The sequence below is a fragment of the Aromatoleum sp. genome, from assembly GCF_035254505.1.
Taxonomy (GTDB): domain Bacteria; phylum Pseudomonadota; class Gammaproteobacteria; order Burkholderiales; family Rhodocyclaceae; genus Aromatoleum.
In genome coordinates this window covers 14,671-39,574 of the sequence record NZ_DATFAO010000051.1, presented here as the reverse complement: position 1 = coordinate 39,574, position 24,904 = coordinate 14,671, and the positions used below count along the sequence as shown (strand labels likewise).

22 protein-coding genes are annotated in these 24,904 nt (G+C 68.3%); 15 read left to right on the top strand and 7 right to left on the bottom strand.

Going from position 1 to position 24,904, the window contains the following annotated elements; genetic code table 11:
• Positions 1-32: 32 nt before the first annotated feature.
• The 5 genes from VJ673_RS09095 to VJ673_RS09075 all read right to left on the bottom strand — a co-directional run bounded on the left by VJ673_RS09095 (position 33) and on the right by VJ673_RS09075 (position 5,657).
• Entirely contained in the window at positions 33-1,805 is a 1,773-nt protein-coding gene (locus VJ673_RS09095; protein ID WP_324125761.1) for an ATP-binding protein, read from the bottom strand.
• Positions 1,806-1,818: 13 nt separating this feature from the next.
• A complete protein-coding gene (locus VJ673_RS09090; protein WP_324125760.1) occupies positions 1,819-2,871 on the bottom strand; it encodes a uroporphyrinogen decarboxylase family protein in 1,053 nt (350 codons plus the stop codon).
• Positions 2,868-3,500 carry a cobalamin B12-binding domain-containing protein gene (locus tag VJ673_RS09085; RefSeq protein ID WP_324125759.1) on the bottom strand — a complete coding sequence of 211 codons (633 nt, stop codon included), beginning with the start codon at positions 3,498-3,500 and terminating at the stop codon, positions 2,868-2,870. The genes VJ673_RS09090 and VJ673_RS09085 overlap by 4 nt, the downstream gene beginning before the upstream one ends.
• Positions 3,501-3,981: 481 nt before the next feature.
• The gene (locus VJ673_RS09080) at positions 3,982-4,506 is read right to left on the bottom strand and encodes an SRPBCC family protein (RefSeq protein ID WP_324125758.1); all 525 of its coding nucleotides are present in this window, start codon (positions 4,504-4,506) and stop codon (positions 3,982-3,984) included.
• A 143-nt stretch (positions 4,507-4,649) separates the two neighbouring features.
• Positions 4,650-5,657, bottom strand: coding sequence for a YncE family protein (locus VJ673_RS09075; protein ID WP_324125757.1), 1,008 nt, complete (start codon positions 5,655-5,657; stop codon positions 4,650-4,652).
• Between the two features lie 258 nt (positions 5,658-5,915).
• Between VJ673_RS09075 and VJ673_RS09070 the strand changes: the two genes are divergently transcribed.
• From VJ673_RS09070 to folE, 9 genes are all read left to right on the top strand, one after another.
• On the top strand, positions 5,916-7,202 hold the full coding sequence (locus tag VJ673_RS09070; RefSeq protein WP_324125756.1) for a molybdopterin-binding domain-containing protein: 1,287 nt from the start codon (positions 5,916-5,918) through the stop codon (positions 7,200-7,202).
• The gene (locus VJ673_RS09065) at positions 7,199-8,872 is read left to right on the top strand and encodes a formylmethanofuran dehydrogenase subunit A (RefSeq protein ID WP_324125755.1); all 1,674 of its coding nucleotides are present in this window, start codon (positions 7,199-7,201) and stop codon (positions 8,870-8,872) included. The genes VJ673_RS09070 and VJ673_RS09065 overlap by 4 nt, the downstream gene beginning before the upstream one ends.
• Positions 8,869-9,834, top strand: a complete 966-nt coding sequence (fhcD, locus tag VJ673_RS09060; protein ID WP_324125754.1) for a formylmethanofuran--tetrahydromethanopterin N-formyltransferase — start codon at positions 8,869-8,871, stop codon at positions 9,832-9,834. The genes VJ673_RS09065 and fhcD overlap by 4 nt, the downstream gene beginning before the upstream one ends.
• Positions 9,831-10,667: a formylmethanofuran dehydrogenase subunit C gene (locus tag VJ673_RS09055; protein WP_324125753.1), complete on the top strand. Its 837-nt coding sequence runs from the start codon at positions 9,831-9,833 to the stop codon at positions 10,665-10,667. The genes fhcD and VJ673_RS09055 overlap by 4 nt, the downstream gene beginning before the upstream one ends.
• A gap of 63 nt (positions 10,668-10,730) precedes the next feature.
• Entirely contained in the window at positions 10,731-11,261 is a 531-nt protein-coding gene (gene fae, locus VJ673_RS09050; RefSeq protein WP_324125752.1) for a formaldehyde-activating enzyme, read from the top strand.
• 140 nt (positions 11,262-11,401) lie between these two features.
• On the top strand, positions 11,402-12,748 hold the full coding sequence (gene pabB / locus VJ673_RS09045; protein ID WP_324125751.1) for an aminodeoxychorismate synthase component I: 1,347 nt from the start codon (positions 11,402-11,404) through the stop codon (positions 12,746-12,748).
• On the top strand, positions 12,745-13,449 hold the full coding sequence (locus tag VJ673_RS09040; RefSeq protein ID WP_324125750.1) for an HAD family hydrolase: 705 nt from the start codon (positions 12,745-12,747) through the stop codon (positions 13,447-13,449). The genes pabB and VJ673_RS09040 overlap by 4 nt, the downstream gene beginning before the upstream one ends.
• A 105-nt stretch (positions 13,450-13,554) precedes the next feature.
• The gene (locus tag VJ673_RS09035) at positions 13,555-14,847 is read left to right on the top strand and encodes an alanine racemase (protein WP_324125749.1); all 1,293 of its coding nucleotides are present in this window, start codon (positions 13,555-13,557) and stop codon (positions 14,845-14,847) included.
• Positions 14,840-15,562, top strand: coding sequence for a GTP cyclohydrolase I FolE (gene folE / locus VJ673_RS09030; protein ID WP_324125748.1), 723 nt, complete (start codon positions 14,840-14,842; stop codon positions 15,560-15,562). Before VJ673_RS09035 ends, folE begins: the two co-directional genes overlap by 8 nt.
• Positions 15,563-15,584: 22 nt before the next feature.
• Here the strand turns inward: folE and VJ673_RS09025 are convergent, their stop codons facing one another.
• The gene (locus VJ673_RS09025) at positions 15,585-16,475 is read right to left on the bottom strand and encodes a LysR family transcriptional regulator (RefSeq protein ID WP_324125747.1); all 891 of its coding nucleotides are present in this window, start codon (positions 16,473-16,475) and stop codon (positions 15,585-15,587) included.
• 55 nt (positions 16,476-16,530) lie between these two features.
• The gene (locus tag VJ673_RS09020) at positions 16,531-17,451 is read right to left on the bottom strand and encodes a LysR family transcriptional regulator (RefSeq protein ID WP_324125746.1); all 921 of its coding nucleotides are present in this window, start codon (positions 17,449-17,451) and stop codon (positions 16,531-16,533) included.
• Between the two features lie 111 nt (positions 17,452-17,562).
• Between VJ673_RS09020 and VJ673_RS09015 the strand changes: the two genes are divergently transcribed.
• The 6 genes from VJ673_RS09015 (at position 17,563) to tkt (ending at position 24,871) form a co-directional block, all read left to right on the top strand.
• Positions 17,563-19,029 (top strand): form I ribulose bisphosphate carboxylase large subunit, encoded by a 1,467-nt coding sequence (locus tag VJ673_RS09015; RefSeq protein ID WP_324125745.1) that lies wholly within the window; start codon positions 17,563-17,565, stop codon positions 19,027-19,029.
• A 28-nt stretch (positions 19,030-19,057) separates the two neighbouring features.
• On the top strand, positions 19,058-19,483 hold the full coding sequence (locus VJ673_RS09010; protein ID WP_324125744.1) for a ribulose bisphosphate carboxylase small subunit: 426 nt from the start codon (positions 19,058-19,060) through the stop codon (positions 19,481-19,483).
• A 63-nt stretch (positions 19,484-19,546) separates the two neighbouring features.
• A complete protein-coding gene (cbbX, locus tag VJ673_RS09005; RefSeq protein WP_324125743.1) occupies positions 19,547-20,509 on the top strand; it encodes a CbbX protein in 963 nt (320 codons plus the stop codon).
• Positions 20,510-20,554: 45 nt separating this feature from the next.
• Positions 20,555-21,640: a class 1 fructose-bisphosphatase gene (locus VJ673_RS09000; protein WP_324125742.1), complete on the top strand. Its 1,086-nt coding sequence runs from the start codon at positions 20,555-20,557 to the stop codon at positions 21,638-21,640.
• Positions 21,641-21,678: 38 nt separating this feature from the next.
• Positions 21,679-22,554, top strand: a complete 876-nt coding sequence (locus VJ673_RS08995) for a phosphoribulokinase (protein WP_324125741.1) — start codon at positions 21,679-21,681, stop codon at positions 22,552-22,554.
• Positions 22,555-22,819: 265 nt separating this feature from the next.
• Entirely contained in the window at positions 22,820-24,871 is a 2,052-nt protein-coding gene (tkt, locus tag VJ673_RS08990) for a transketolase (RefSeq protein WP_324125947.1), read from the top strand.
• The last annotated feature ends 33 nt before the right edge of the window (positions 24,872-24,904 follow it).

Sequence of the window (24,904 nt, the reverse complement as noted above, 5' to 3'; positions counted from 1 at the left end):
CGCGAACAGGTCGGCAAAATTGTCAGGGGCGCTCATTGGGGAATCTCGATGACGAAGTGAACCCCCTGGCCGCGTCGGCTGTCGCATTGAATGTTGCCGCCCATGCGATGCGTGACCAGGTTGTATACGAGGTGCATGCCGAGCCCCATGCCGCGCTGGAGATCGGTGGTGAAGAAGGGATCGAAGATGCGGGCGAGCGTCGTCGGGTCCATGCCCGCACCGTCGTCTCGGTAATCCACCCGCAGTCGTTTTGCATCGCTGACGATGCGCATGGCGATGCTGCCCTGGCCGGAATCCTTGAAGCCGTGCTTGAGGGAGTTGACGACCAGGTTTACGAAGATGCTGACCCAATCGCCGGCGACGCCTTCGATTTCCAGCCCCCGATCGCAGTCGATGTGCACAGGGATGCCGGCTGCGACGAGCTGGTCGCCGAGGCTGCGAATCACGTCGTCGAGGCACTCCCACAGGCGAAACCGCGTCTTGTCCGGCGTCTTGCTATCGACTGCCACCTGGCGAAAGGCATCGACGAGGTCGCCGATCCGCTCCAGATTCTGGCACAGCAGATCGGTACCGGCCTGGGCCGTCTCGAGGTATTGGGTCAGTTCGGAGTGCGTCATCGTGCGCGCAGCGAAATGCCCGGCGAGATGACGGGAGCGTTCACGCAGCGTGCTGGCAGCCGCCAGCCCGACACCGAGTGGGGTGTTGATCTCGTGGGCGACGCCGGCAATGAGTACGCCGAGCGCGGCCATCTTCTCGGACTCGATCAGGCGCTTTCTATTGCGCGCGTTGTCGATCACCAGGCCGCAGACGCCGGTGAGGGCCAGTGCGATGTTGAGGGAGTGCTCGTTCCATTCCGAGGAGGCGACCTCCTCGAGGGCGATGACGCCCAGCGTTTCCTCGCCGCTGGCGATGCGCAGGAGAAAGCCTCGGCCGTCGGGGCTCCGGGCGTGGCTACCGCGCAGGGCCAACATGGCGTCAATCAGCGGGGCAGGAATCTGCCCGTCCGGCACGGGGACGTCGTTCACCATGCGCAGGTAATGAAGCGCGCCCGGTGCGAAGAGCACGCGGAAGAGATCCTCGATCGCTATGATCGCTTCCGTTTCAATTTGCGTCCTCGCCAGGCGCACCAGGATGTCCATGGAGGCGAGGTGATCCGCCAGTTCTCTGGCATGGCGCTGCGCGTATTCCCTGCGGGCCTGCTGCTCTTGCGCGAGCCGCCATTCGAGTACCTGCCTGGCGAGTTTCAGTCTCAGGGTCTCGAGCCCGACTGCGATGCGCCGGACCGGCAACTGCACCGTCGCTTGCAGCTCGGCCAACCGGGCGTCGGTGTCGGCGTCGTGGTGTGAACTCCGTCCCGTGTCGAGCAGGACCATTGCGCTGGCGGATTCACGGAAGAAGTCTGCGAGCTCGACGGAATTGTCGGGATCGAAGCCCAGCGCACGGATCCGACCGCGCCAGTCGGCGAGCCAGGACAGTGTCATCAAGTAGCCGCCGGCACTGATGGTTTCATCCACCAGGGTTTCCCCGGCAACCCAGTGGAAGCACTGCTTCGCGGAGAGGATGCGGGCCGTCTGAAAGCCGGCGGGCGGCGCGCCCAGCCCATGCAGGCAGGCGCTGCCGAGCACGAGAGTCTGGGTGCTCCCGTCCGGCAACAGCGGGCGCAGTTCGTCCCAATTCAGCGGCGGACGCCCGCAACGAGCTGGAAAGGCGACAGGGACGACGTCGTCCCAGCCCTCTTCGGCGATGGCCGCTGCGACTTCGGGGTGGAAGGTGTGGCAATAGAAAAGGCAGAGTTTGCCGGCCATCGGAGATCGGCTTTCAGGCACTGTCGGTCCACTCGGCGACCCAGTCGAGGGGATAGCGCCCCCAGCGCTCGACGGCGTCGCCGATGGCGAGCAGCACCTCGTCGGGTACCTGCCATGGCACCTCGCCGTGGTTCTCGCCGAGCAGGAAGCCGCCCCCGCGCCCGGCGGCTGCGATCGCGCGCTTCACCTCCAGTTCGGCCTGCGCGGGCGTCCAGCGCCGCATCTCGACGGTATTCAGATTACCGAGCAGGCTGACCCGTTTGCCGGTAGCCGCCTTGAGATCGGCGAGGTTTTCCAGCGTACTGACGCCGACGATCGCAGTCCCCGTCTCGGCAATGTCGCCGATGATCGGCAGGCAGCGTCCCGAGGCCATGTGCGTTGCGGTCGGCCCTTTGATCTGGGCAATCGCCCGCTTGGCGACCCGCTGGCCGGTCTTCGAATAGAGCTCGGCCGGGAGGTTGGTGGTCGAGGACAGCGGGTCGAAATAGCAGATCGCGGTCGCACCTGCCGCCAGTTGGGCGTTGGCCCAGGCGACGGAAAATGCGATGTTGACGTCCATCAGCTTTTCAAAGCGCGCCGGGTCTTCGTAGATGAGCTCGATGTACTTGTCGAAGCCCATCTGCATCACCGGCAGCGAGAACGGCGAGATCGCCACGGCGATGATCGGCACCGTGTCGCTCACCGCCGCCTTGAGGCCGCGCAGCGTGGCCAGCACCCGCTGCAGGCCCGTCGCCACGGCAATATCGGGCACCTGCAGCGCATCGATATCCTCGCGCCTGACGATGACCGGCCGCCCGTTCTGCGGCGGGCCGTCGGGCAGGTAGATCGTGCTGCCGCCCCACGCCTCCATTTCGATCGAGGCATGGTAGAAGCCATAGAGACAATCGGCGCGATATTTCCGCCACAGACGCAACTGGCCCTCGATGACGTGCTCGGCGCGACTGAAGTATTCCTCGATCGACATGCCGAGTTCCTTCGCGCCGTGCAGCGTGGTGAGGAGGAAGAGCGGTACGCGGTCGGGTTCCTGCTGACTCAGTGCGGTCAGCGTGCGCTGCATGGAATTCATTGCATCTCATCCATCCAGCGGTCGACGATGGCGACGGCCTCGGCGGCGCTATAGCCCACGGCATCGGCGCCCACCTCCTGCCACAACTGGTCGTCGAACAGAAAGGGCGCGCCGCCGACCAGGACCCTGACGTCTGCACCGCTCGCCTTCAGCCGGGCGCAGACTTCCTTGATCTTGAGCGCGGAAGGCAGGATCAGGACCGAAATCAGCAACACGCGGATCTTGTCGGCCAACGCGCGCTCGACCAGTCGCTCGACATCCAGGCGGCCGTAGTCCAGCAGCGGGTGTCCGCTCGCGCGCATGACCGAATAGACGATGCGCTTGCCGAGCATGTGATTGTCATTGAGTACGACGATGGCCGATGGCAGCGGGTTCTTGCGGGCCGGGTCGCCCGGCGGCAGCACGCGCTCGACGAGTTCGACGCACGCCCGTCCGCTCATGTACACCTGCGACAGCGCGATATTTCCTTCGTGCCAGTCCTGGCCAATCAATTCCAGGGCCGGCACCACCAACTGCTCGACCGCGGCGAGCGGGGATTGGGAGGCCAAGGCTTGCTGGAAGATCCTCTCAGCACCGTTCCGATCGAGTGTTACGAGTGCATCGCGGAACGGTGTGATCAACGCATCCATGGCTTCCCATTGATTTCAGTGAAGGCGGGACTTTTATCCTGCCCGCCGATCGCCCCGGAATCCGTGGACGCCTTCGAGTCTCGTCGAGTAGCGGCAATGTCATGATACAAATTGCGCCTGGCGTCCATGTTGATCTAAGGCAAAAGTCATAATGACGGCGTGAGATGAACCGTCAATCAATGAACCGCCGGATACGTGATCCCTATGTCCCGTGCTGTAGGAGGGAGGCGCCGCGAGGCGGCTGCGAGGAGGGAGGGTTTTCGGGCCGTCGAGCTGACGGCCACGACGGCGGTAGAACCGCTCCATCGTCCCTGCGGGTTTGAAGCGATTGAACGCGTCGAAGACGATCGATGCGGCGCTGCCGTGCGTCTGCGAACGCGCAAGGCGCTGTGATGCGGCAAGAAGGAATTCGTTTGGATGACCCCTCAGGCCGGGAAAGCCGCTGTTCCGCGCCCTCGGCTCCCGAGGGGCGCGGATGCGTTCATTTGCCTTCGGCAAGTTTCTTCAGGTTGTCCAGGCCCGTCTTGTAGATGCCGGTGATGGCCGCTATCGCGGCGTCGTCGTTACGTTCGGGAGCCGGATTGCCGTTCGGGTCGCCACGATAGAAGCCACCTTTCCACTCGACGACGCTCGTTCCGCCGTCACCGGGCGTCACGCTCAGCGTCGAACTGTAGTTCGTGACGGGGATCGGGCCGGGGTCGGTCATCTTGTACCCGAAGCGGTGTTCTTCGGCGGAGTAGCGCGTGAGCTCCTCGACGACCTTGCCGCCGCCTTTCAGGTTGAGCGTGCGCACGGAGCCGACCTCGTTGCCGGCGGTCGCCTGCGAGGATTCGACAGCCGGATGCCAGTTCTGCATCGCGGCGAAGTCCTTGAGGCGGTCCCATACGGCTTCCGGCGGCGCCGCGATGGTGACGGTCTCGGCGACTTTCTGGCGCGTCGGGCCGTGGGCCCAGGCGGCGGTGGCAGCGCATAGCAGCGTCGCGGCGATCAGTGTCTTGCGCATCATGGTGTCGCTCCAGGAAGGGAATAAAAAGAACTCCCCTGCCCGGAAAGGGATGGGCGGGCAGGGGAGGGCGCAGCCGTTCCGCGCTTGCGGTCGGTCGCCGAGAGGGAGAGGGTGAGCGTGGGGCGTGGGGCGGGCGAGCGGCGTCATCGGGCGGCCTCGCTGCGGCTTGTCGTGGCGAGGAAGGCGCCGAAGCCACGCGGATTGCGGCCGACGGCGACGTCGCGCAGGCGCTGGCCGGAGGCGATGTCATGGATCGCGACAACGTCGTCCATCCAGCCGACGACCCACAGCCGGCCGGCGTCGTATGCGATGCCTTCGGGGTATTCGGCGGTCGTCCAGGTCGCGGCGACGCGGGGCGGCTCGGCGTCGAGGTCGATCACCGACACGCTCGCCGCCTGCTGGTTGGTCACGAAGGCGCGCCGGCCGGTGTCGTCGAAGGCGACGCCGTAGGGGGCGCGGCCGACCGCGAGGGTCGCGAGCGGGGTGCGGCCTTGCGCGTCGATGACGGTGACGTCGTCGCCATAGACGTTGAGTGCGAGCAGATGCCGGCCCGAGGGGCTCGCGCCGAGTGCGAAGGGATGGCGGCCGACGGGGATGGTCTGCGTGACCGTGAGTGTCGCGGCGTCAATGACCCCAACGGTGTCGTCGTCGCGGTTGGCAACGAAGACCGTTGCTCCGTCGGGCGACAGGGCAATGCCGGCGGGCGAGCGGCCGACAGCGATGCTCGCGAGGCGCCGGTAGTCGTCGGTCGCGAACACGTTCAGCCGGTCGGTCTGCCAGGCGGCGACGTAGAGGCGGCTGCCGTCGGGCGAGGTGGCGATGCCGAGCGGCACGCCCTCCATCGGGATCGTCGCAGTGACGCGGTGGGAGGCGAGGTCGATGACGCTGACCGTCGCGCTGTCCGGATTGCTGACGAAGGCCTTGCCGCTTGCCGTGCTGACGGCGATCCCCGCGGGAGAGCGTCCGACGGCGATCCGATCGACGACCGCGAGGCGCTCGCCGTCGATGACGCTGAGGTCGTGCGAGCCCTGATTCGTGATGTACGCGGTCGGCGCCGCGCCCGCCGGCAGCGCGAACGCGGCCAGTGCCAGCACGGTGCGGCGGGCGACGGTGCGGCGCGGGAGGCAGCTTGCGAGACGGCAGACGGACATGGCGACGATGGCGATTCGGACCGGACGGGCCTTGGCCTCTCAGGATTCGTGCCAGCCGCCGCAATGGCAGGGGCGGCGGGGATGTCGTGGGCCAAGGTGTCGGTGGTCCGGGCTTTGCGTGACACAGTGTCCCGTGCCGCCGTGGGCGGCGCTGACACACTGTTGAGCCAGGTGGCGCATTGGTACCGATTCGGCGGTGCAGACCGCGTCGTCGCAGGGAAGCGGATGGGTGGCATATCGCTTGCCTTAGCTCTGACCATGACTGCCACCACCGCCTCCTCATCTTCCACCGCCGCGACGGGCCGGTCCTGGACTTGCCCGTTCTGCCCGCTGTCTTGCGACGGCTTTTCGGTCGAAGCCGCTCCCCGACCGACGCTGGTCGGAAGCGACTGCCCGCGTGCGGCCGCTGCGCTGTCCCATTTCGCGGCCGGGCCGTCGTCGGCGACGGCACGGATCGACGGGCGCCCTGCCGACCACCAAGGCGCCGTCGCTGCCGCCGCCGCAATCCTCGCCGCGAGCCGTCAGCCGCTCTTCGCGGGGCTCGCGACCGACGTCGCCGGCATGCGCGCGCTTTACCGGCTCGCCAACGGCTGCGGCGCGATCCTCGACCACGCGAACGGCGACGCGCTGATGCACTCGACGCGCGCGCTGCAGGACCGCGGCGTGTTCTACACGACGCTCGCCGAGATCCGTAACCGCGCCGACCTTGTGGTCTGCCTCGGCACGAACGCGACCGATCACTATCCGGAGTTCTTCCGCCGCACCGCCCCGGCGGTCGATGCGCCCGAGCGGCACGTCGTCTTCGTCGGTGCCCGAGTAGCGGCTTCCGCGTCGGGACTCGGCGCCTGCACGACGGAGGAGATCGGGCTTGCCGGTGACGTCTTCGACACCGCCGCACTCCTCGCCGCCCGGCTCGCGGGCCGTCGCCTGGCCGGCAGCGATCCGGCAATCGAGGCGCTCGTCGCCCGCATGCTGACCGCGCGCTACACCGTCGTCGTCTGGGAATCCGCGAGCCTGCCGGCGCACGGCGCGCTCGTCGCCGAGACGATCCAGCGCATCGTCAATACACTGAACCGTACGACGCGCGCCGCGGCCTTCTGCCTCGGCGGCGGCGATGGCGGCTACACGGCGAATCAGGTCACGACCTGGCTGTCCGGCCTGCCGCTGCGCACCGGCGTGCACCGCCGCGGGCTCGTGCATGAGCCGCAGCGCTATGCGACGGCGCAGCTCCTCGCGGGCAGGACGGTCGACGCGCTGCTGTGGGTGTCGGCGTTCTCGCCCGAGCTCGCGCCGCCGGCCACCGACCTGCCGCTCGTCGTGCTCGGCCACCCGGGGCTCGAAACCGCCGCGACGCGGCCGAATACCGTCTTCATTCCGGTGTCGACGCCGGGCATCGGCTCGGCCGGGCATCTCTTCCGTGCCGACGGCGGCATCGTGCTACCGCTCGCGCCGATCTACGAGGACACACTGCCCGGCGTTGCGGAGGTCGCTGCCGACATTGCCGCGGCGCTGTCTGTCGTCAGCTCGGAAGGGGGTGCGCGATGAGCACCGTGCGTCTCAAAGGCGGCCGAGTCGTCGATCCGGCCAACGGCATCGACGGGGAGATCCGTGACATCGGCGTGCGCGACGGGCGCATCGTCGCGCTGCATCCGGCCGAGAAGGTCGATCGCGAGTACGACGTCTCTGGCATGGTCGTCATGGCGGGCGGCATCGACATGCATACGCACATCGGCGGCGGCAAGGTGAACCTCGCCCGCATGCTGCTGCCCGAGGACCACCGCGCAAACCGCGCGCCGGACAATCCGCTGGAACTCGCCTCCGCCGGCTGCTGCACGCCGGGTACGCTCGCGACCGGCTACCGCTACGCCGAGATGGGCTACACGGCGGCCTTCGAGCCGGCGATGGCGGTGTCGAACGCGCGCCACGCACACATGGAGATGGGCGACACGCCGATCCTCGACCATGGCGCCTATGTGATGCTCGGCAACGACGAGCTGATGCTGCGCATGCTCGCGGAAGGCCAGGACTTCGAGCGCATCCGCGACTACGTCGGCTGGACGATCCATGCGACGCGCGCGATGGGCGTCAAGGTCGTCAATCCGGGTGGCATCTCTGCGTTCAAGTTCAATCAGAGGAAGCTCGACGTCGACGAGGACCACGTGCATTGGCGCATCACGCCGCGGCACGTCGTGCAGACGCTCGCGCGTGCGCTGCACGAACTCGGCGTGCCGCATCCGCTGCACATCCATGCGAGCAATCTCGGTGTGCCCGGCAACATCGGCTCGACGCTGGCGACGATCGCGGCGCTCGAAGGGCTGCCGGCGCACCTGACGCACGTGCAGTTCCACGCCTACGGGACCGAGGGCTCGCGCAAGTTCTCGTCGGCGGCGCGCGAGCTCGCCGACGCGGTGAACGCGAACCGTAACGTCAGCATCGACGTCGGCCAGATCATCTTCGGCCAGACGGTCACGGCGTCCGGCGACACGATGCGGCAGCACGCGAACGCCGACTTCGGCAGCCCGCGCAAGTGGATCGGTGCCGACATCGAGTGCGACGCCGGCTGCGGCATCGTGCCCTTCCGCTACCGCGAGCAGAGCTTCGTCAATGCGCTGCAGTGGGCGATCGGGCTGGAGCTCTTCCTGCTCGTCGACGACCCGTGGCGCGTCGTGCTGACGACCGACCACCCGAACGGCGGTCCCTTCACGAGTTATCCGCACCTGATCCGCCTGCTGATGGACAAGTCCTTCCGTGATGAGCAGCTCGCGAAGCTGCACCCTGAGGTCGCCGCGGCCGCGCCGCTGCGCGAGATCCGCCGCGAGCTGAGCCTGTACGAGATCGCGATCATGACGCGCGCGGCGCCGGCCCGGCTGCTGGGGCTCGCCGACCGTGGCCAGCTCGGCGAGGGGGCCGCGGCCGACATCGCGGTGTATCGCGAGGACGCCGACCGCGAGGCGATGTTCGCGACGCCCGAATACGTGTTCAAGGACGGCGAACTCGTCGCCCGGAACGGACGCATCGTCGCGACGCCGGTCGGCGGCACGCATTTCCTGGAGCCGGACTTCGATCCGGCGATCGAGCGGGACCTCGCGAAGTACGCCGACGAGCATCTGTCGACGAGCTGGCGCCATGCTGCGATCGGTCGCGACGAGCTGTGCAGCTGCGCGAACGGCGGACGTCTGTTGCAGTGTCCGATGCACGGTGGAGGCCGGAAATGAGCGCGCAAATGAGGAGCGCCGCGACGATCATGCAGATCAACGGCATCACCATCGACGATACCTTCGCCGAGGCCTTTCCGATGAAGGCCACGCGGCTCGTCATCACCGCGCACAACGCGACCTGGGCGAACCATGCGGCGGTCGCGCTGACCGGATTCGCGACCTCGGTGATCGCCTGCGGCTGCGAGGCGGGCATCGAGCGGGTGCTGGGCTCGGATGAGACGCCGGACGGCCGTCCGGGTGTGTCGGTGCTGCTGTTTTCGATGTCCGGCAAGGAGCTCGCGAAGCAGATCGAACGGCGCGTCGGGCAGTGCGTGCTGACTTGCCCGACGACGGCGGTTTTTTCCGGGCTCGACGCCGGGCCCGACGCGGATCGCGCGGCCCTCGGCAAGAACCTGCGCTTCTTCGGCGACGGCTGGCAGATCTCGAAGGTGATCGACGGGCGGCGCTACTGGCGCGTGCCCGTGATGGACGGCGAGTTCGTCGCCGAGGAGACGACGCCAGTCGTGAAGGCGGTCGGCGGCGGCAACCTGTTGATCCTCGCGCGCGACACGGACGCGGCGCTCGGCGCAGCCGAAATCGCGGTCGCGGCGATGCGGGCGTTGCCGAACGTGATCCTGCCTTTCCCCGGCGGCGTGGTGCGTTCGGGCTCGAAGGTCGGCAGCAAGTATGCGTCGCTGCCGGCGTCGAGCAACGATGCGTATTGCCCAGCCCTGACGCCGCTCGCGAAGCGGACCGAACTCGCGGCCGAACCCGGTGAGGAAATCAACTGCGTGATGGAAATCGTCATCGACGGCCTCACCGACGGCGACGTCGCCGCGGCGATGCGCATCGGCATCGAAACCATCGTCGGGCGGGGTGCGGCGGCCGGGGTGCGGCGCATCTCCGCAGGCAACTACGGCGGCAAGCTCGGGCCCTACCTGTACCGGCTGCATGCGCTGCTCGGCAAGGAGGCTTCATGAACGGGAACGATCGCGCCACGGGCGCATTCCGCCTGCGGCTGCGCACACAACCGGTTCTGCGGCTGGAGTTGGCCGGCCTCACGCCGCTCTCGCTCGCGGGCGAGTCTTCGGTCGAGGTCGCGCGCAGGATGCTGTGGCACGGCAATGAGCAGTTGCCGCTCGGCGAATTCTTCGATGTTGAAGCGCTTGCCGCCGACAGCGCCGAAATCGTCTTCGAAGGCGACCTGTCGCGCTGCGACGGCGTCGGTCGTGGGATGGATGGCGGACGCATCCGCGTCGAGGGCGACGTCGGCGATTACGTCGGCGCCGAGATGCGCGCCGGCGAGATCGTCGTCACGGGCAGCGCCGGGATGCTTGCTGCGTGTGAGATGGCAGGCGGGCGGATGGAGGTCCGCGGTGACGTCGGCGACTACGCGGCGAGCGCGCTGCCCGGCGACATGGACGGCATGCGCGGCGGACTGCTTCTCGTGCGCGGCAATGCCGGTGCGCGCTTCGGCGACCGCATGCGGCGCGGGAGCGCGATCGTGTTCGGCGACGCGGGCGACTTCCTCGCCTCAAGGCTCGTCGCCGGCACGATCGCCGTCGCGGGCGAGGTCGGCGCGCACTGCGGCTACGGCATGCGCCGCGGCACGCTGATCTTCGCCGGACCGCAGCCCGAGCCGCCGCCGACTTTCGTGCCGACCGGCCACGATGTGCAAGTCATCTGGACGCTGCTCGCGCGCAGCCTCGTCGCGCTCGGCGGCCCGTTCGGCGCGCTCGCGGCCAGCCATCCGCGCCGTTTCGTCGGCGACCTCGCCGCGGACGGCAAGGGCGAATGGCTGCTGCCGGCCTGATCCGGCCGCCGCCGACCCCAAGCCCGAATCCAAAACCCCAACCCCTTTTTCAACGGAGCAGTTATGAGCGATTACACCTTTCACGCCGGCGAAGCGACCATGCTGGCGGCCGAAGGCCAATACACCGACGCGATGCCGGAGATCCTGATCGGCCGCACCGATGGCCCGGTCGGCCAGGCCTTTGCGAACATGATGGCGCAGAGCAAAGGCCACACCGCGATGTTCGCGATCCGCGCGTGCAACCAGCTAGTCCGCCCGGCGACGATGATGGTCCCGAAAGTCACGCTGAAGGACAGCGCGAACATCGAACTCTTCGGTGGCGTCGTGCAGTCGGCCACTGCCGACGCAGTCGTCGATTGCCTGATCGAAGGCGTGATCCCGCGCGACGAGGCGAACCGCCTCTGCATCATCAGCCTCGTGTGGATCGACCCGCGCTGCGCGACGCATGCCGAGCTCGACAAGAAGGACATGTACCGCACGAACTACGAGGCGACCAAGCTCGCGATCCGCCGCGCGCTCGCCAACGAGCCGAGCGTCGACGAGTTGATCGCGAACCGCCACACCATCCGTCACGACATGGACGACTGGAGCTGACGCGAGGCCGACGGCACGGCCTTCGGAACCGATCGCCTGGGTTGAGCGCAGCGAGGCTCAACCAGGTCGGTTCCGACTACGCCGAATGTTGGCTTAGTTGGCAAAGTCGGCTTCACCTCAAACCTACGCAGGAGACCTCCATGGCCTGCTTTGCCCTGCTCGACGACTGCAATTCCTCCGCGATCCACCCGACGAGCCGGCTCTACACCGGCTTCGTGCGAGAGCATCGCTGCGACGACCCCGCGACGCTGGATGCCGTATGGCGCGCAGTCGAGCGTGATCAGCGCGCGGGCGGCCATGCCGTCGTGCTCGCCGATTACGAATGGGGCGCGCGCCTGCAGCGCATCGATACCCGGCCGGGTGGGCAGGGCGGTGCGCTGCGCGTGTTGATCTTCGCCGAGCTGTCGCTGCTCTCGGCCGCAGAGGTGGAGGACTGGCTGCTCGCACAGGATGCCGACGGGCGAGCCGGCTACCCGTACGACGTGGCTCACGACGGCCCGGCAACCATCCTCGCGCCGCGCATGAGCGTCGACCGCAAAGCCTTCGACGACGCGATCGCGCGCATCCACCACGCGATCGGCGAGGGCGAGACCTACCAGGTCAATTACACCTACCGCCTCGACTTCGACGTCTTCGGGTCGCCGGTGTCGCTGTACCGCCGCCTGCGCGAGCGGCAGCCGGTCGCCTACGGCGCCTTTATCGCGCTGCCGCCCGGGCCGGGCGCGAGCCACATCCTGTCCTGCTCGCCCGAGCTCTTCCTGCGCCACGAAGGCGGTCGGCTCGTCACGCGTCCGATGAAGGGCACCTCGCGCCGCGCATCCGTCGTCGAAGTCGACAGCGAGCTCGCGCGGCAGCTCGAGGAGGACGTCAAGAACCGCGCCGAGAACCTGATGATCGTCGATCTGCTGCGGAACGATCTCGGACGCATCGCGAAGGTCGGCAGCGTGCGAGTGCCGGCGCTGTTCTCGATCGAGCCTTACACCACGGTCTTCCAGATGACCTCCACGGTCGAGGCGGAACTCCCCGACGAGGTCGGCTTCCCGGCGATCCTGCGCGCGCTCTTTCCCTGCGGCTCGATCACCGGTGCGCCGAAGCATCGCACGATGCAGCTCATCGGCGAACTCGAAAACACGCCGCGCGGGCTCTACACCGGCAGCATCGGCTGGATCGACGCGCCGGGGCCGGATCGCAGCGACGCCGCGTGCGGCGACTTCTGCCTGTCGGTCGCGATCCGCACGCTGACCCTCGGCGCGGCCCACGGGCATTTGCGCCGCGGGCAGATGGGCGTCGGCGCCGGGATCGTCATCGACAGTACTGCGCCTGAGGAATTCGCGGAGTGCGCGCTGAAGGCCCGCTTCCTGACCGGGCTGGTTGTCGATCACGTCGACCGTGCCGAGGCACCCATACCGGCGAAGGTGCCTCGAGCGGCAAAGCGGCGCCACCACGCCGCCGACGAGGCGCCGCGCCGCGCGGTGCGCACGGCATGAGAAGCGCCGCTGCCCGATCGCCCGCATCCGGCCCCCGGCTCGCGCTGTTCGACCTCGACCTGACGCTGATCCCCTACGACAGCGGGATGGCCTGGCTGCACTTCCTCGTCGATCGCGGCGCGCTCGAAGCGGCGGTCGCCGAGCGCTACTTAGACGGCTGCCACCGCTATGTGCGCGGCGAACTGCCGGTACGGCTGCTGCACGGCATCGCGATGGCGCCGCTCGCGCGCTTTTCGGTGGCCGAGCTCGACGAGTGGGGCAGGGCGTTCGCCGAGACCATCGCCGGGACGATCCCCGCGGCGGCCCGCGCGCTCGTCGCGTCGCATCGCGAACGCGGTGACCTGTGCGCGCTCGTCACCGCGACGAACGACTTCGTCGCCGCACCTTTCGCGCGCCTGCTCGGCATCGATCAGCTGCTGTCGAGCCGTGCCGAAGTGCGCGACGGCCGCTTTACCGGCGAGGTCGAGGGCGAGTTGTGCCATGGCGCCGAGAAGGTCTCGCGCGTCGAAGCGTGGCTCGCGGGACTCGGCCTCCGGTGGGACGATCTCTCGCACTCGACGTTCTATTCGGATTCGGCGAGCGACCTGCCGCTGCTTGCCCGCGTCGCCGAAGCAGTCGCGGTCCGGCCCGATCCGCGGCTGCGGGTCGAGGCCGCCGAGCGCGGCTGGCGCATCGTCGAGGAGCTTGGCGATGCGCGTTGAGGCTTACTCGTCGGCCGACCGCGGACCGAGTGTTGGTGTCGTTGCGTGCGCCGACCCGCTCGATTGCCGGTCCGCGCAGGCAGCGAGCCCCTCGGAGGGCAAGCGATGAAGGACTTCCTCCCCGCCTTGCTGCAGGACTGGCGGCTCGGGGACGCCTCTGGCGCGTCTGCGCTTGAAGCGTTCGCGCAGCGCCACGGCACCCCGCTGTATCTATCCTCCGCGCCGCTGATCGAACGCCGTATCGCCGCGCTACGTGCTGAGCTGCCGGCGGGACTCGCGCTGCTGTACGCGCTGAAGGCGAATCCGCACCCCCCGGTCGTCGCGCACGTCGGGCCTTTGGTCGACGGCTGCGACGTCACGTCCGCCGCAGAGATTGCCATCGCACTCGACGCCGGCATCGCGGGGAACACGCTGAGCGTTGCCGGCCCGGGCAAGAGCGACGAGGACCTGGCAGCCGCCGTCGCCGCGGATGCGCTCGTCGTCGTCGAATCGCTCGGAGAGGCGCGGCGGCTCGCGGCGCTCGGCGAGGCTCATCGACTCGCGCGGGGCCGTCGCCCGCGCATCGCCTTGCGCATCAACCCCCCGTTCGGCCTCGCCGCCGACGCCCGCATGGGCGGAGGCCCGCGCCCCTTCGGTGTCGACAGCGAAGCCGCGCCCGAGGTGCTTGCCGAGATCGGGCGCCTGCCGCTCGCGTTCGAAGGCTTCCATGTCTATGCCGGCTCGCGTTGCCTCGACGCGCTCGCGATTGCCGAAGCCCAGCGCGCGACACTTCGACTCGCCTGCGAGCTCGCGCCCTTCGCCCCTGCGCCCGTGCGCCTGCTGAACCTCGGCGGCGGACTCGGCATCCCGTGCTTCCCCGGCGAGGCCCCGCTCAATGTCGCGGCCCTTGGCGACGCGCTGCGGGCGACTGCCCGCGAGGCCGCGCATCTGCTGCCCGATGCGCGCCTCGCGCTCGAACTCGGCCGCTATCTCGTCGGCGAGGCCGGCCTGTACCTGACGCGCGTCGTCGAGCGCAAGGCATCGCGCGGCCGCGTCTTCCTGATTCTCGACGGCGGCGCTCACCACCACTGGCATGCGACAGGCGCGCTCGAAGGTCGGCGCCATCTGCATTTTCCGATTGCTGTCGTCGGTGGCACCGGTCGCCCCACCGAACGCGTCACCGTGTGCGGCCCGTTGTGCGCGCCGCACGACATCTGGGCCGAAGACATCGAACTGCCGATTGCCGCACCCGGCGACCTCGTCGCGGTGTTCCAGTCCGGCGCCTATGGCGCGAGCGCGAGCCCGCAAGCCTTTCTCGGCCGGCCCCCGGCCGCCGAACTACTCACCGAGTGGCCCGCCCGACGAGCGGCCACCGTGCCTCATTCCCACCCGCAGTTGCAGGAGACAGAACATGCTTGACGAGCGCGACACCGACGGCGCCTGGATGCCGACCCCTTCGATCGAACCCGCAGCGTCCCCCGCCCAATCGACGGCGAAGCCGCCGCGGCAGGCGAAGACGACGAAAGCCGCCAAGGACTTGCCGCGCCCGACGCGCAAGGAAGCCGAAGCTGCGGTGCGTACGCTCTTGCGCTGGACCGGCGACGACCCCACGCGCGAAGGCCTGCGTGACACACCGCGCCGCGTCGTGCGCGCCTACGAGGAGTTCTTCGCCGGCTACGACGTCGACCCCAAGGCGCTGCTCGCGCGCACGTTCGAGGAGGTCGAGGGCTACGACGAGATGATCGTGCTCCGGGACGTGCGTTTCGAAAGCTACTGCGAGCATCACATGGTCCCGATCATCGGCCGCGCCCACGTCGCCTATCTGCCGCGCCACCGCGTCGTCGGCATCTCGAAGCTCGCGCGGCTCGTCGATGCCTACGCGAAGCGGCTGCAGATCCAGGAAAAGATGACGGTGCAGATCGCCGACACGCTGCAGGAAGTGCTGCAGCCGAAGGGCGTCGCCGTCGTCATCGAGGCGGCGCATCAGTGCATGACGACACGCGGCGTGCATAAGCCGGGTGTCGCAATGATCACGAGCCGCATGCTGGGCGCGTTCCGCGAGAACGCGACGACGCGCCGCGAGTTCTTCGCGCTGGTCGGCGGCGCGGGCGCGCAAGCGCCGATCTATGGCTGAATGCCGGGCGGCGCGCGCACCGCTAGCCTTCGCCGCCCAGCCTGCGCGCTTCGGCGACGAACGCTGCGACCATCGGCGGGCTGGGATCGCGCGCGAGCGTGACGACGCTGGTCTCCCACGCGACCGCGGGGTCGGTCAGCGGCAGCACCTCGACGTCGCGCGGTGCGCCGATCAGGTCGAGCACGCTGCGCGGCACGATCGTCGCCCAGGGGCCGGCGCAGACGTGCGCGAGCAGCGTGATGATCGAGTTCGTCTCAAGGCTCACCTTGGGCTGGCAGTCGAGCGACGCGAACACCGCGTCGATCGTCTGGCGGTTCTGCATGTCGCGCGTCAGCAGGCAAAGCGGGAAATGCGAGGCCTCTCGCCAGCTCACCGCGTCGCGCCCCGCGAGCGGTCCGCCCGGCGCGGTCAGGAACACGTGGTTCTCCTGCCAGACGGGCGTCGCGAGCAGGTCCGCAGCGCTGACCGAGGCCGAATAGACGATGCCGGCGTCGAGCTCGAAGGCCCGCAGCCGCGCGAGGATGTCGCCGGTCGCCAACGCGAGCACCTCGATGTCGACCCGCGGATGTTCGCGCGCGAACGGCGCGGTCAGCGACGCGACGACCGTCAGCGCGGTCGGGATCACGCCGATGCGCAGGCGTCCGCTCAGCCCGCCCTTCAGGCGCGCCATCTCCTGCTTGAGGCCCTCGGCACCGGCCGCGAGGCGCTGTGCATGTTCGACGACGCACATGCCTTCGGGCGTCAGCCCGGCGAAGTGCTGGCTGCGCTCGACGAGCACGACCCCGAGTTCGTCTTCGAGGCCGCGGATCGCCGCCGACAGCGTCGAGGGGGAGACGTGGCAGCACGTGGCGGCGCGCCCGAAATGCTTTTCGCGGGCGAGGGCGATGAGGTAGAGGTATTTGCGGGCGATCATGACGATGGATCTTCGGCGCTCGGGTAAGGGAAGGCAAGGGGGAGGGGAAGGCGCCTCACGCCGCGAGCGTCCGCAGCTGCTCGGCGCCTTCGGCCTGGAAGTAATCGAGCAGCGCGACCATCGCCGGCGTGGGTGCGCGGCCTTCGGGCACCAGCACGTTCCATTCGCGAACCACCGGCGTCCCCAGCACGTTCAGCCGCACGAGGCGCCCGGCGGCAAGCTCCATCGCCAGGCACTGATGGGACAGGAAGGCGATCCCCATGCCCGCCATCGCCGCCTGCTTGAGCGTCTCGTTACTGCCCATCTCGTCGGCGCGCACGGCCTTGACGCCCGCCTGGCGCAGGAAGCGTTCGAGGTGCGCGCGCGTCCCGGAGCCCTGTTCGCGCAGCAGCAGGCGTTCGCCGGCGAGCGCGCTCGGGGGGATTCGCTCTCGGGCGGCGAGCGCGTGGTCCGGTGCCGCGACGAAGGACAGCGGATGCGGCGCAAACGGGATGCGGCGCAGCGGCAGTCCGCTCGGCGGCTCGCCGGTGATTGCGAGATCGGCGCGCTGCTCGCGCAGCATCTTATGCACGACTTCGCGGTTCGCGACCGTCAGCCGAAAGCCGACGTCCGGGTAGCGGCGCCCGAATTCGGCCAGCAGGTAGGGCACGAAATACTCGGACGTCGTGATCGCCGCGACCTCGATCGTGCCCGCCGGCATGTCGCGCTGCGCCTTCAGCTGCAGCTCGGCCATTTCGATCGCTTCGAGCGCGACGCGCGCCTGCCGCACCAGGATCTCGCCGGCAGAAGTCAGGTGGATCTGGCGCCGGCCGTCGACGAGCACTTCGCCGACGACCTCCTCCAGTTCCTTCATCTGCATCGACACCGCGGGCTGCGTCACGTGCAGCAGATGCGCGGCCGCCGTGAAGCTGCCGGAGTCGGCCACGGCCACCAGGGCGCGCAGCTGACGCATGCTCAATCGCTGAACGAGTCGCATCAGGATTCCTTATCTCAAAATCGGTGTTTATTCGATTGGAGCTTATTTTCAAATCGCCTTAATGTCTATCCACCGGCAACGGATTTCGAACCGAACGAGAGGAGACGAGACATGGGCGCACTGGAAACTGCCGAAGCGATCATCGACCCGAAGCAGCGCTATCGGGCGGGCGTGCTGAAGTACGCACAGATGGGCTACTGGGACGGCGACTACGAGCCGAAGGAAACCGACGTGCTGGCGCTGTTCCGCGTCACGCCGCAGGAGGGCGTCGATCCGATCGAGGCCGCAGCGGCGGTGGCGGGCGAATCCTCGACCGCGACCTGGACGGTCGTGTGGACCGACCGCCTGACCGCCTGCGACCGCTACCGCGCCAAGGCCTACCGCGTCGACCCCGTTCCGGGGCAGCCGGGCCAGTACTTCTGCTACGTCGCCTACGAACTCGATCTCTTCGAGGAAGGCTCGATCGCGAACCTGACCGCATCGATCATCGGCAACGTCTTCAGCTTCAAGCCGATCAAGGCGGCGCGCCTCGAAGACATGCGCCTGCCGGTCGCCTACGTGAAGACCTTCCGCGGCCCCCCGACCGGCATCGTCGTCGAGCGCGAGCGCCTGAACTGCTTCGGCCGTCCGCTGCTTGGCGCGACGACGAAGCCCAAGCTGGGCCTGTCGGGCAAGAATTATGGCCGCGTCGTCTTCGAGGCGCTGCTCGGCGGCCTTGACTTCACGAAGGACGACGAGAACATCAACTCGCAGCCCTTCATGCACTGGCGCGACCGCTTCCTGTACGTGATGGAAGGCGTCAATCGCGCGTCGGCCGCCACCGGTGAGGTCAAGGGCCACTACCTCAACGTCACGGCCGGCACGATGGAGGAGATGTACGCCCGCGCCGAGTTCGCGAAGTCGCTTGGCTCGACGATCGTGATGGTGGACCTGATCATCGGCTGGACCGCGATTCAGTCGATGAGCAACTGGTGCCGCGCCAACGACATGATCCTGCACATGCACCGCGCCGGCCACGGCACCTATACGCGGCAGAAGAACCACGGCATCTCGTTCCGCGTGATCGCCAAGTGGCTGCGGCTCGCTGGCGTAGATCACCTGCACGCCGGCACCGCGGTCGGCAAGCTCGAAGGCGATCCGATGACGGTGCAGGGCTACTACAACGTCTGCCGCGAGATGAAGAACGCGGTCGACCTGCCGCGCGGGATCTTCTTCGAGCAGGACTGGGCGAGCCTGCGCCGTGTTATGCCGGTCGCGTCCGGCGGCATCCATGCGGGTCAGATGCACCAGCTGCTCGACCTCTTCGGCGACGACGTCGTGCTGCAGTTCGGCGGTGGCACGATCGGCCACCCGATGGGCATCCAGGCCGGCGCCACCGCGAACCGCGTCGCGCTCGAAGCGATGGTGCTCGCACGCAACGAAGGCCGTGACATCGCCGCCGAAGGCCCGGACATCCTCAAGGCCGCCGCACGTGACTGCGCCCCGCTGCGCGCCGCGCTCGATACCTGGGGCGAGGTCAGCTTCAACTACACCTCGACCGACACGTCGGACTTCGTGCCGACCGCGAGCGTCGCCTGAACCGCCAACGAATCCGAGGAGACACGACATGAGAATCACCCAAGGCGCCTTTTCCTTCCTGCCCGACCTCACCGACGCGCAGATCTCCAAGCAGGTCGAGTACTGCCTCGCCCAGGGCTGGGCGGTCAGTATCGAATACACCGACGACCCGCATCCGCGCAACACCTACTGGTCGATGTGGGGCAACCCGATGTTCGACCTCGCCGACCCGGCGGGCGTGATGGTGGAGCTCACCGAATGCCGCGCCGCCTACCCGCAGTACTACATCCGGGTCAACGCGTTCGACTCGACCCACGGCTGGGAGACGATGCGCATGTCCTTCCTCGTCAATCGCCCCACGGAGGAGCCCGGCTTCCGGCTCGTACGCCAGGAAAGCGAAGGGCGGGTCGTGCGCTACACGCTGGAGAGCTACGCCGTCGCGAGAGGTCCCGAAGGCCAGCGCTACACCGCCTGACCGGTGCAGGAACGCGCCGCATCGACGGCGCGCCGCACCCCCAACCCACGAGGAGACAACACGATGAACGCCGCCGACCGGCAGGCCGCGGGCCTGCCTCCCGCTTCACCCGAAGGGCTCTCCGAGACGGTAGACCTCGCGGCCGAATACCGCGAGGCCGGCATCGGCGAGGTGCTGGAAGGCCTCGACCGCGAGCTGGTCGGCCTCGTGCCGGTCAAGCGCCGCGTGCGTGAGATCGCCGCGCTCTTGCTCGTCGATCGCGCCCGCCGCCGCATCGGCCTCGCGACCGAGCCCCCGTCGCTGCACATGAGCTTCACCGGCAACCCCGGCACCGGCAAGACCACGGTCGCGCTGCGTATCGCGCAGATCCTGCAGCGCCTCGGCTACGTGCGCCGGGGTCACGTCGTGGCGGTGACCCGCGACGACCTCGTCGGCCAGTACATCGGCCACACCGCGCCCAAGACCAAGGAAGTCTTGAAGCGCGCGATGGGCGGCGTGCTCTTCATCGACGAGGCCTACTACCTCTACCGGCCCGAGAACGAGAAGGACTACGGCCAGGAGGCGATCGAGATCCTGCTGCAGGTGATGGAGAACCAGCGCGACGACCTCGTGGTGGTGCTCGCCGGTTACGCCGACCGCATGGAGCGCTTCTTCGAGTCGAACCCCGGCCTGAAGTCCCGCATCGCGCACCACATCGACTTCCCCGACTACTCAGACGGCGAGCTCGGCGAGATCGCCGGGAAGATGCTCGCGCAGTGGAACTACCGCTTCGATGCCGCCGCGCGCCGCGCCTTCGACGAATACATCACGCTGCGCCGTCCCCTGCCGCACTTCGCGAATGCCCGCAGCGTGCGAAACGCGCTCGACCGCATGCGGCTGCGCCAAGCGCTGCGGCTCTTCGAAGCGGGCGCGACTGTCGATGCCGAGGCGCTCACGACGCTGACCGAGGCCGACGTACGCAGCAGCCGCCATTTCCGGCCGGCGCCCGCGCTCAGCGTCATCAATGCCGCCGAAGCCGCAACCTAGGCCGCCGCCATCCGCACCGAATTCTGACCACCGGGACTCGCCATCATGTTCGACATCGAACGCACGACTTTGACCGAATACCTGATCGCCCAGCGCCGCCTGCATCCGGGCGCGACGGGCGAATTCAACGCACTGATCCTGCAGGTCGCGCAGGCCTGCAAGGCGATATCGCGTGCCGTCGCGCTCGGCGCGCTGGGCGGCGTGCTCGGCTCGCTCGACACGGAGAACGTCCAGGGCGAGACGCAGAAGAAGCTCGACGTGCTCGCCGACCGCATCTTCCTGCGCGCGACGCACTGGGGCGGCGAGCTCGCCGGCATGGTGTCGGAGGAGAACGACGCGCCGATCCCGCTGCCTGCGGGCGGCACGCGCGGCAAATACCTGCTCGTGTTCGACCCGCTCGATGGCTCGTCGAACATCGACGTGAACGTGTCGGTCGGATCGATCTTCTCGGTGCTGCGCGCGGCGACGCCGGGCGAGGACGCGAAGCCCGAGGATTTCCTGCAGCCGGGCACGCAGCAGGTTGCCGCCGGCTACGCGATCTACGGTCCCTCGACGATGCTCGTGCTGACCGTCGGCGACGGCGTCGCGGGCTTCACCTTCGACCCGATCATCGGCGAGTTCTTTCTGACCCACCCCGAGATCGGCATCCCGACCTCGACGCGCGAGTTCGCAATCAACGCCGCCAATTCGCGCTTCTGGGAGCCGCCGGTGCGCCGCTACGTCGATGAGTGCTTCGCCGGCAAGAGCGGCCCGCGCGAGGCCGACTTCAACATGCGCTGGGTCGCGTCGCTCGTTGCCGAGACGCACCGCATCCTGATGCGCGGCGGCGTGTTCCTGTACCCGCGCGACCGCAAGGATCCGGCCAAGCCCGGCCGGCTGCGCCTGCTCTACGAGTGCAACCCGATCGGGATGATCGTCGAGCAGGCCGGCGGCCGCGCCTCGACCGGCGAGCGGCCGGTGCTCGAAGTCGAGCCCACGAGCCTGCACCAGCGCATCGGCTTCGTCTTCGGCTCGCGCGAAGAGGTCGAGCGCATCGAGCGCTACCACCGCGAACCCGCGCCGCTCCTCGCTCCAGACGCCGGCGCCGACCTGCCGCTATTCCATTCGCGCAGTCTCTTTCGTCAAAACTGAGCCGGCAGAACCGATTTCTCAAACGCAAGGGGGACATCATGTCCGAACGCCACCCAATCGTCGCCATCACCGGCTCGTCAGGGGCCGGAACCAGCACCGTGCAGCGCACCTTCGAGGAGATTTTCCGCCGCGAGAAGGTCACCGCGGCCGTCATCGAGGGCGACAGTTTCCACGCCTTCGATCGCCTCGAGATGCGCAAGCGCCTCGCCGAGCTCGAAGGCGTGCCGCACAACCATTTCAGCCACTTCGGCGACGAAGCGAATCTTTTCGCCGAACTTGAGCAGTTGTTCCGTAGCTATTCCGAAGCCGGACGAGGCATGCGGCGCAAGTACCTGCACAGCGCCGACGAGGCCGAGCCTTACGGCCAGCCCGCGGGCACTTTCACCGCATGGGAGGAGATCCCGGCGGGTAGCGATCTGTTGTTTTACGAGGGTCTGCATGGCGCGGTGGTCACGGACAAGGTCGACATCGCGCGCTTTCCGGATCTGTTGATCGGGGTGGTGCCGGTGATCAACCTGGAGTGGATTCAGAAGCTGCATCGTGACAAGAGCACGCGCGGTTATTCGACCGAGGCGGTCACGGACACGATCTTGCGCCGGATGCACGACTACGTGCATTACATCTGCCCGCAGTTCGCGCGCACGCACGTGAATTTCCAGCGTGTGCCGATGGTGGATACGTCGAACCCCTTCATTGCGCGCGCGGTGCCGACCCCCGACGAGAGCATGGTGGTGATCCGCTTCGCCGATCCGAAGGGGATCGATTTCGCGTACTTGCTGAACATGATTCACAACAGCTTCATGAGCCGCGCGAACACGATCGTGGTGCCGGGCGGAAAGATGGAGCTTGCGATGCAGTTGATCTTCACGCCGTTTATCTGGCGGTTGATGGAGCGTCGGAGGAAGTTGCTGTGAGGTTCTGTCGTGCTTCCGGTTCGTGCCGCTCGGGGCCTTTGTTCCGGCGGCTGCCGCGTGGCGTGGCTAAGGAGCGCAGCCCGGTGTGACAACCGTGCCTGCGATTCGTGGCGAGCGGGGCATTCGCTCCGTCGGGCTGCGGAACTCGCTCGCTGCGCTCGCTCAGACAGTCCTCGCCCGCTCCGCGAACGCCCCACTCACCACTGGGCCTGTACCAGCTCCGACTGCGCTTGATTGACCCAAATTTGGAGAGACCCCTATGAACATGAGACTCGAATCGCCGACCCTCGAGTCGGCCGCGCTCGACACCCAGTGTGCGAACGCCCTGCGCTTCCTCGCGATCGACGCCGTCGAGCAGGCCAATTCCGGCCATCCTGGCATGCCGATGGGTATGGCGGAGATTGCCGTCGCACTATGGCGCCGCCACCTCAAGCACAATCCGTCGGACCCGAGCTGGGCCGACCGCGACCGCTTCGTGCTGTCGAACGGCCACGGCTCGATGCTGTTGTACGCGCTGCTGCATCTCACGGGCTACGACTTGCCGCTCGAGGAGTTGAAGCGCTTCCGCCAGTTGCACTCGAAGACCCCCGGCCACCCCGAGCACGGGCTGACGCCGGGCGTCGAGACGACGACCGGGCCGCTGGGGCAGGGGCTGACCAACGCGGTGGGCATGGCGCTCGCCGAGAAGCTGCTGGCGCGGGAGTTCAACCGGCCGGGGCACGACATCGTTGATCACCGCACCTGGGTGTTCCTCGGTGACGGTTGCCTGATGGAGGGTGTGAGCCACGAGGCAGCGTCGTTCGCCGGCGTGCAGCGGCTGTCGAAGCTCGTTGCGCTGTGGGATGACAATCACATTTCGATCGACGGCGACGTCGGCGGGTGGTTCGGCGACGATACGCCGCAGCGCTTCCGGGCCTACGGTTGGAACGTCATCGAGCACGTCGACGGTCATGACGTCGCGGCCGTTGACCGGGCGATCCATGAGGCGCTTGCGAACGCCGACAACGATGTCGGCCCGACGCTGATCTGCTGCCGCACCGTCATCGGCCATGGCAGTCCGGCGCGTGCCGGCACGGCCGCGGCGCACGGCGCGCCGCTCGGAAAGGACGAGATCGCGGCGACGCGCGCCGCACTCGATTGGCCGTATGCGCCCTTCCAGGTGCCCGCCGAGGTGCGCGCGGCCTTCGATGCGCGTGATGCCGGCGCGGCTCGCCATAACGCATGGAACAAGCGCTTCGCTGCCTACCGTGCGCAATGGCCGGACGCCGCCGCCGAGTTCGCACGCCGCGTGGCCGGTGAACTGCCGGTGGGCTTCGACGTGCTCGCCGACGCGCTGCTGCGTGGCGTGCAGAACGAGAGCCCGAACGTCGCGACGCGCAAGGCGAGCCAGCAGGCCATCGGGCGGCTCGCGCGTGCGCTGCCGGAACTGCTCGGCGGTTCGGCGGACCTGACGCACTCGAACCTCACCGACTGGCCCGGCTGCGGGGCGGTGCGCGCCGACGCGGGCGGGCGCCACATCAATTGGGGCGTGCGGGAGTTCGGCATGGCCGCGGCCCTGAACGGCGTCGCGCTGCACGGCGGCTTCCTGCCCTTCGGCGCGACCTTCCTGGTGTTCTCGGACTACTCGCGCAATGCCATACGCATGAGCGCGCTGCTCGGGCAACGGATCATCCACGTGATGACACATGACTCGATCGGCCTCGGGGAGGACGGCCCGACGCACCAGCCAATCGAGCACATCCCGTCGCTGCGCCTGATCCCGGGTCTCGACGTCTGGCGCCCGTGCGACGCAGCCGAGACCCAGGCCGCATGGAACGCCGCGGTGATGCGCGCCAATGGCCCGAGCCTGCTCGCGCTGTCGCGTCAGAGTCTGACGAACCAGCCGCGCAGCGCCGAGCAGCTGGCGGCGATTGCGCGCGGCGGCTACGTGCTCGCCGAAGCCGACAACGGCAAGCCGGCGATCGTGCTGATCGCTACGGGCTCTGAAGTCGAGCTCGCGATGGCCGCCCGCGCGCGCCTCGCTGATGACGGCATCCACGCCCGCGTCGTGTCGATGCCTTGCACGAGCCGCTTCGATGCGCAGGACGCCGCCTGGCGCGACGCGGTGCTGCCGTCGGGCGTGCCGCGTGTCGCGGTCGAGGCGTCGCGGCCCGACGGCTGGTGGAAATACGTCGCCGGGCGCGATGGACGCACGCGGGGCGATGTCGTTGGCATAGAGCGCTTCGGCGAATCGGCGCCCGCGGGCGAGCTCGCGGCCCTCTTCGGGATGACGCCCGAGCGCGTCGCCGATGCCGCGAGGCGCCTCGTCGCCGGCTGAGCCAAGGAATTCGTAACACCATCCGAGGAGACT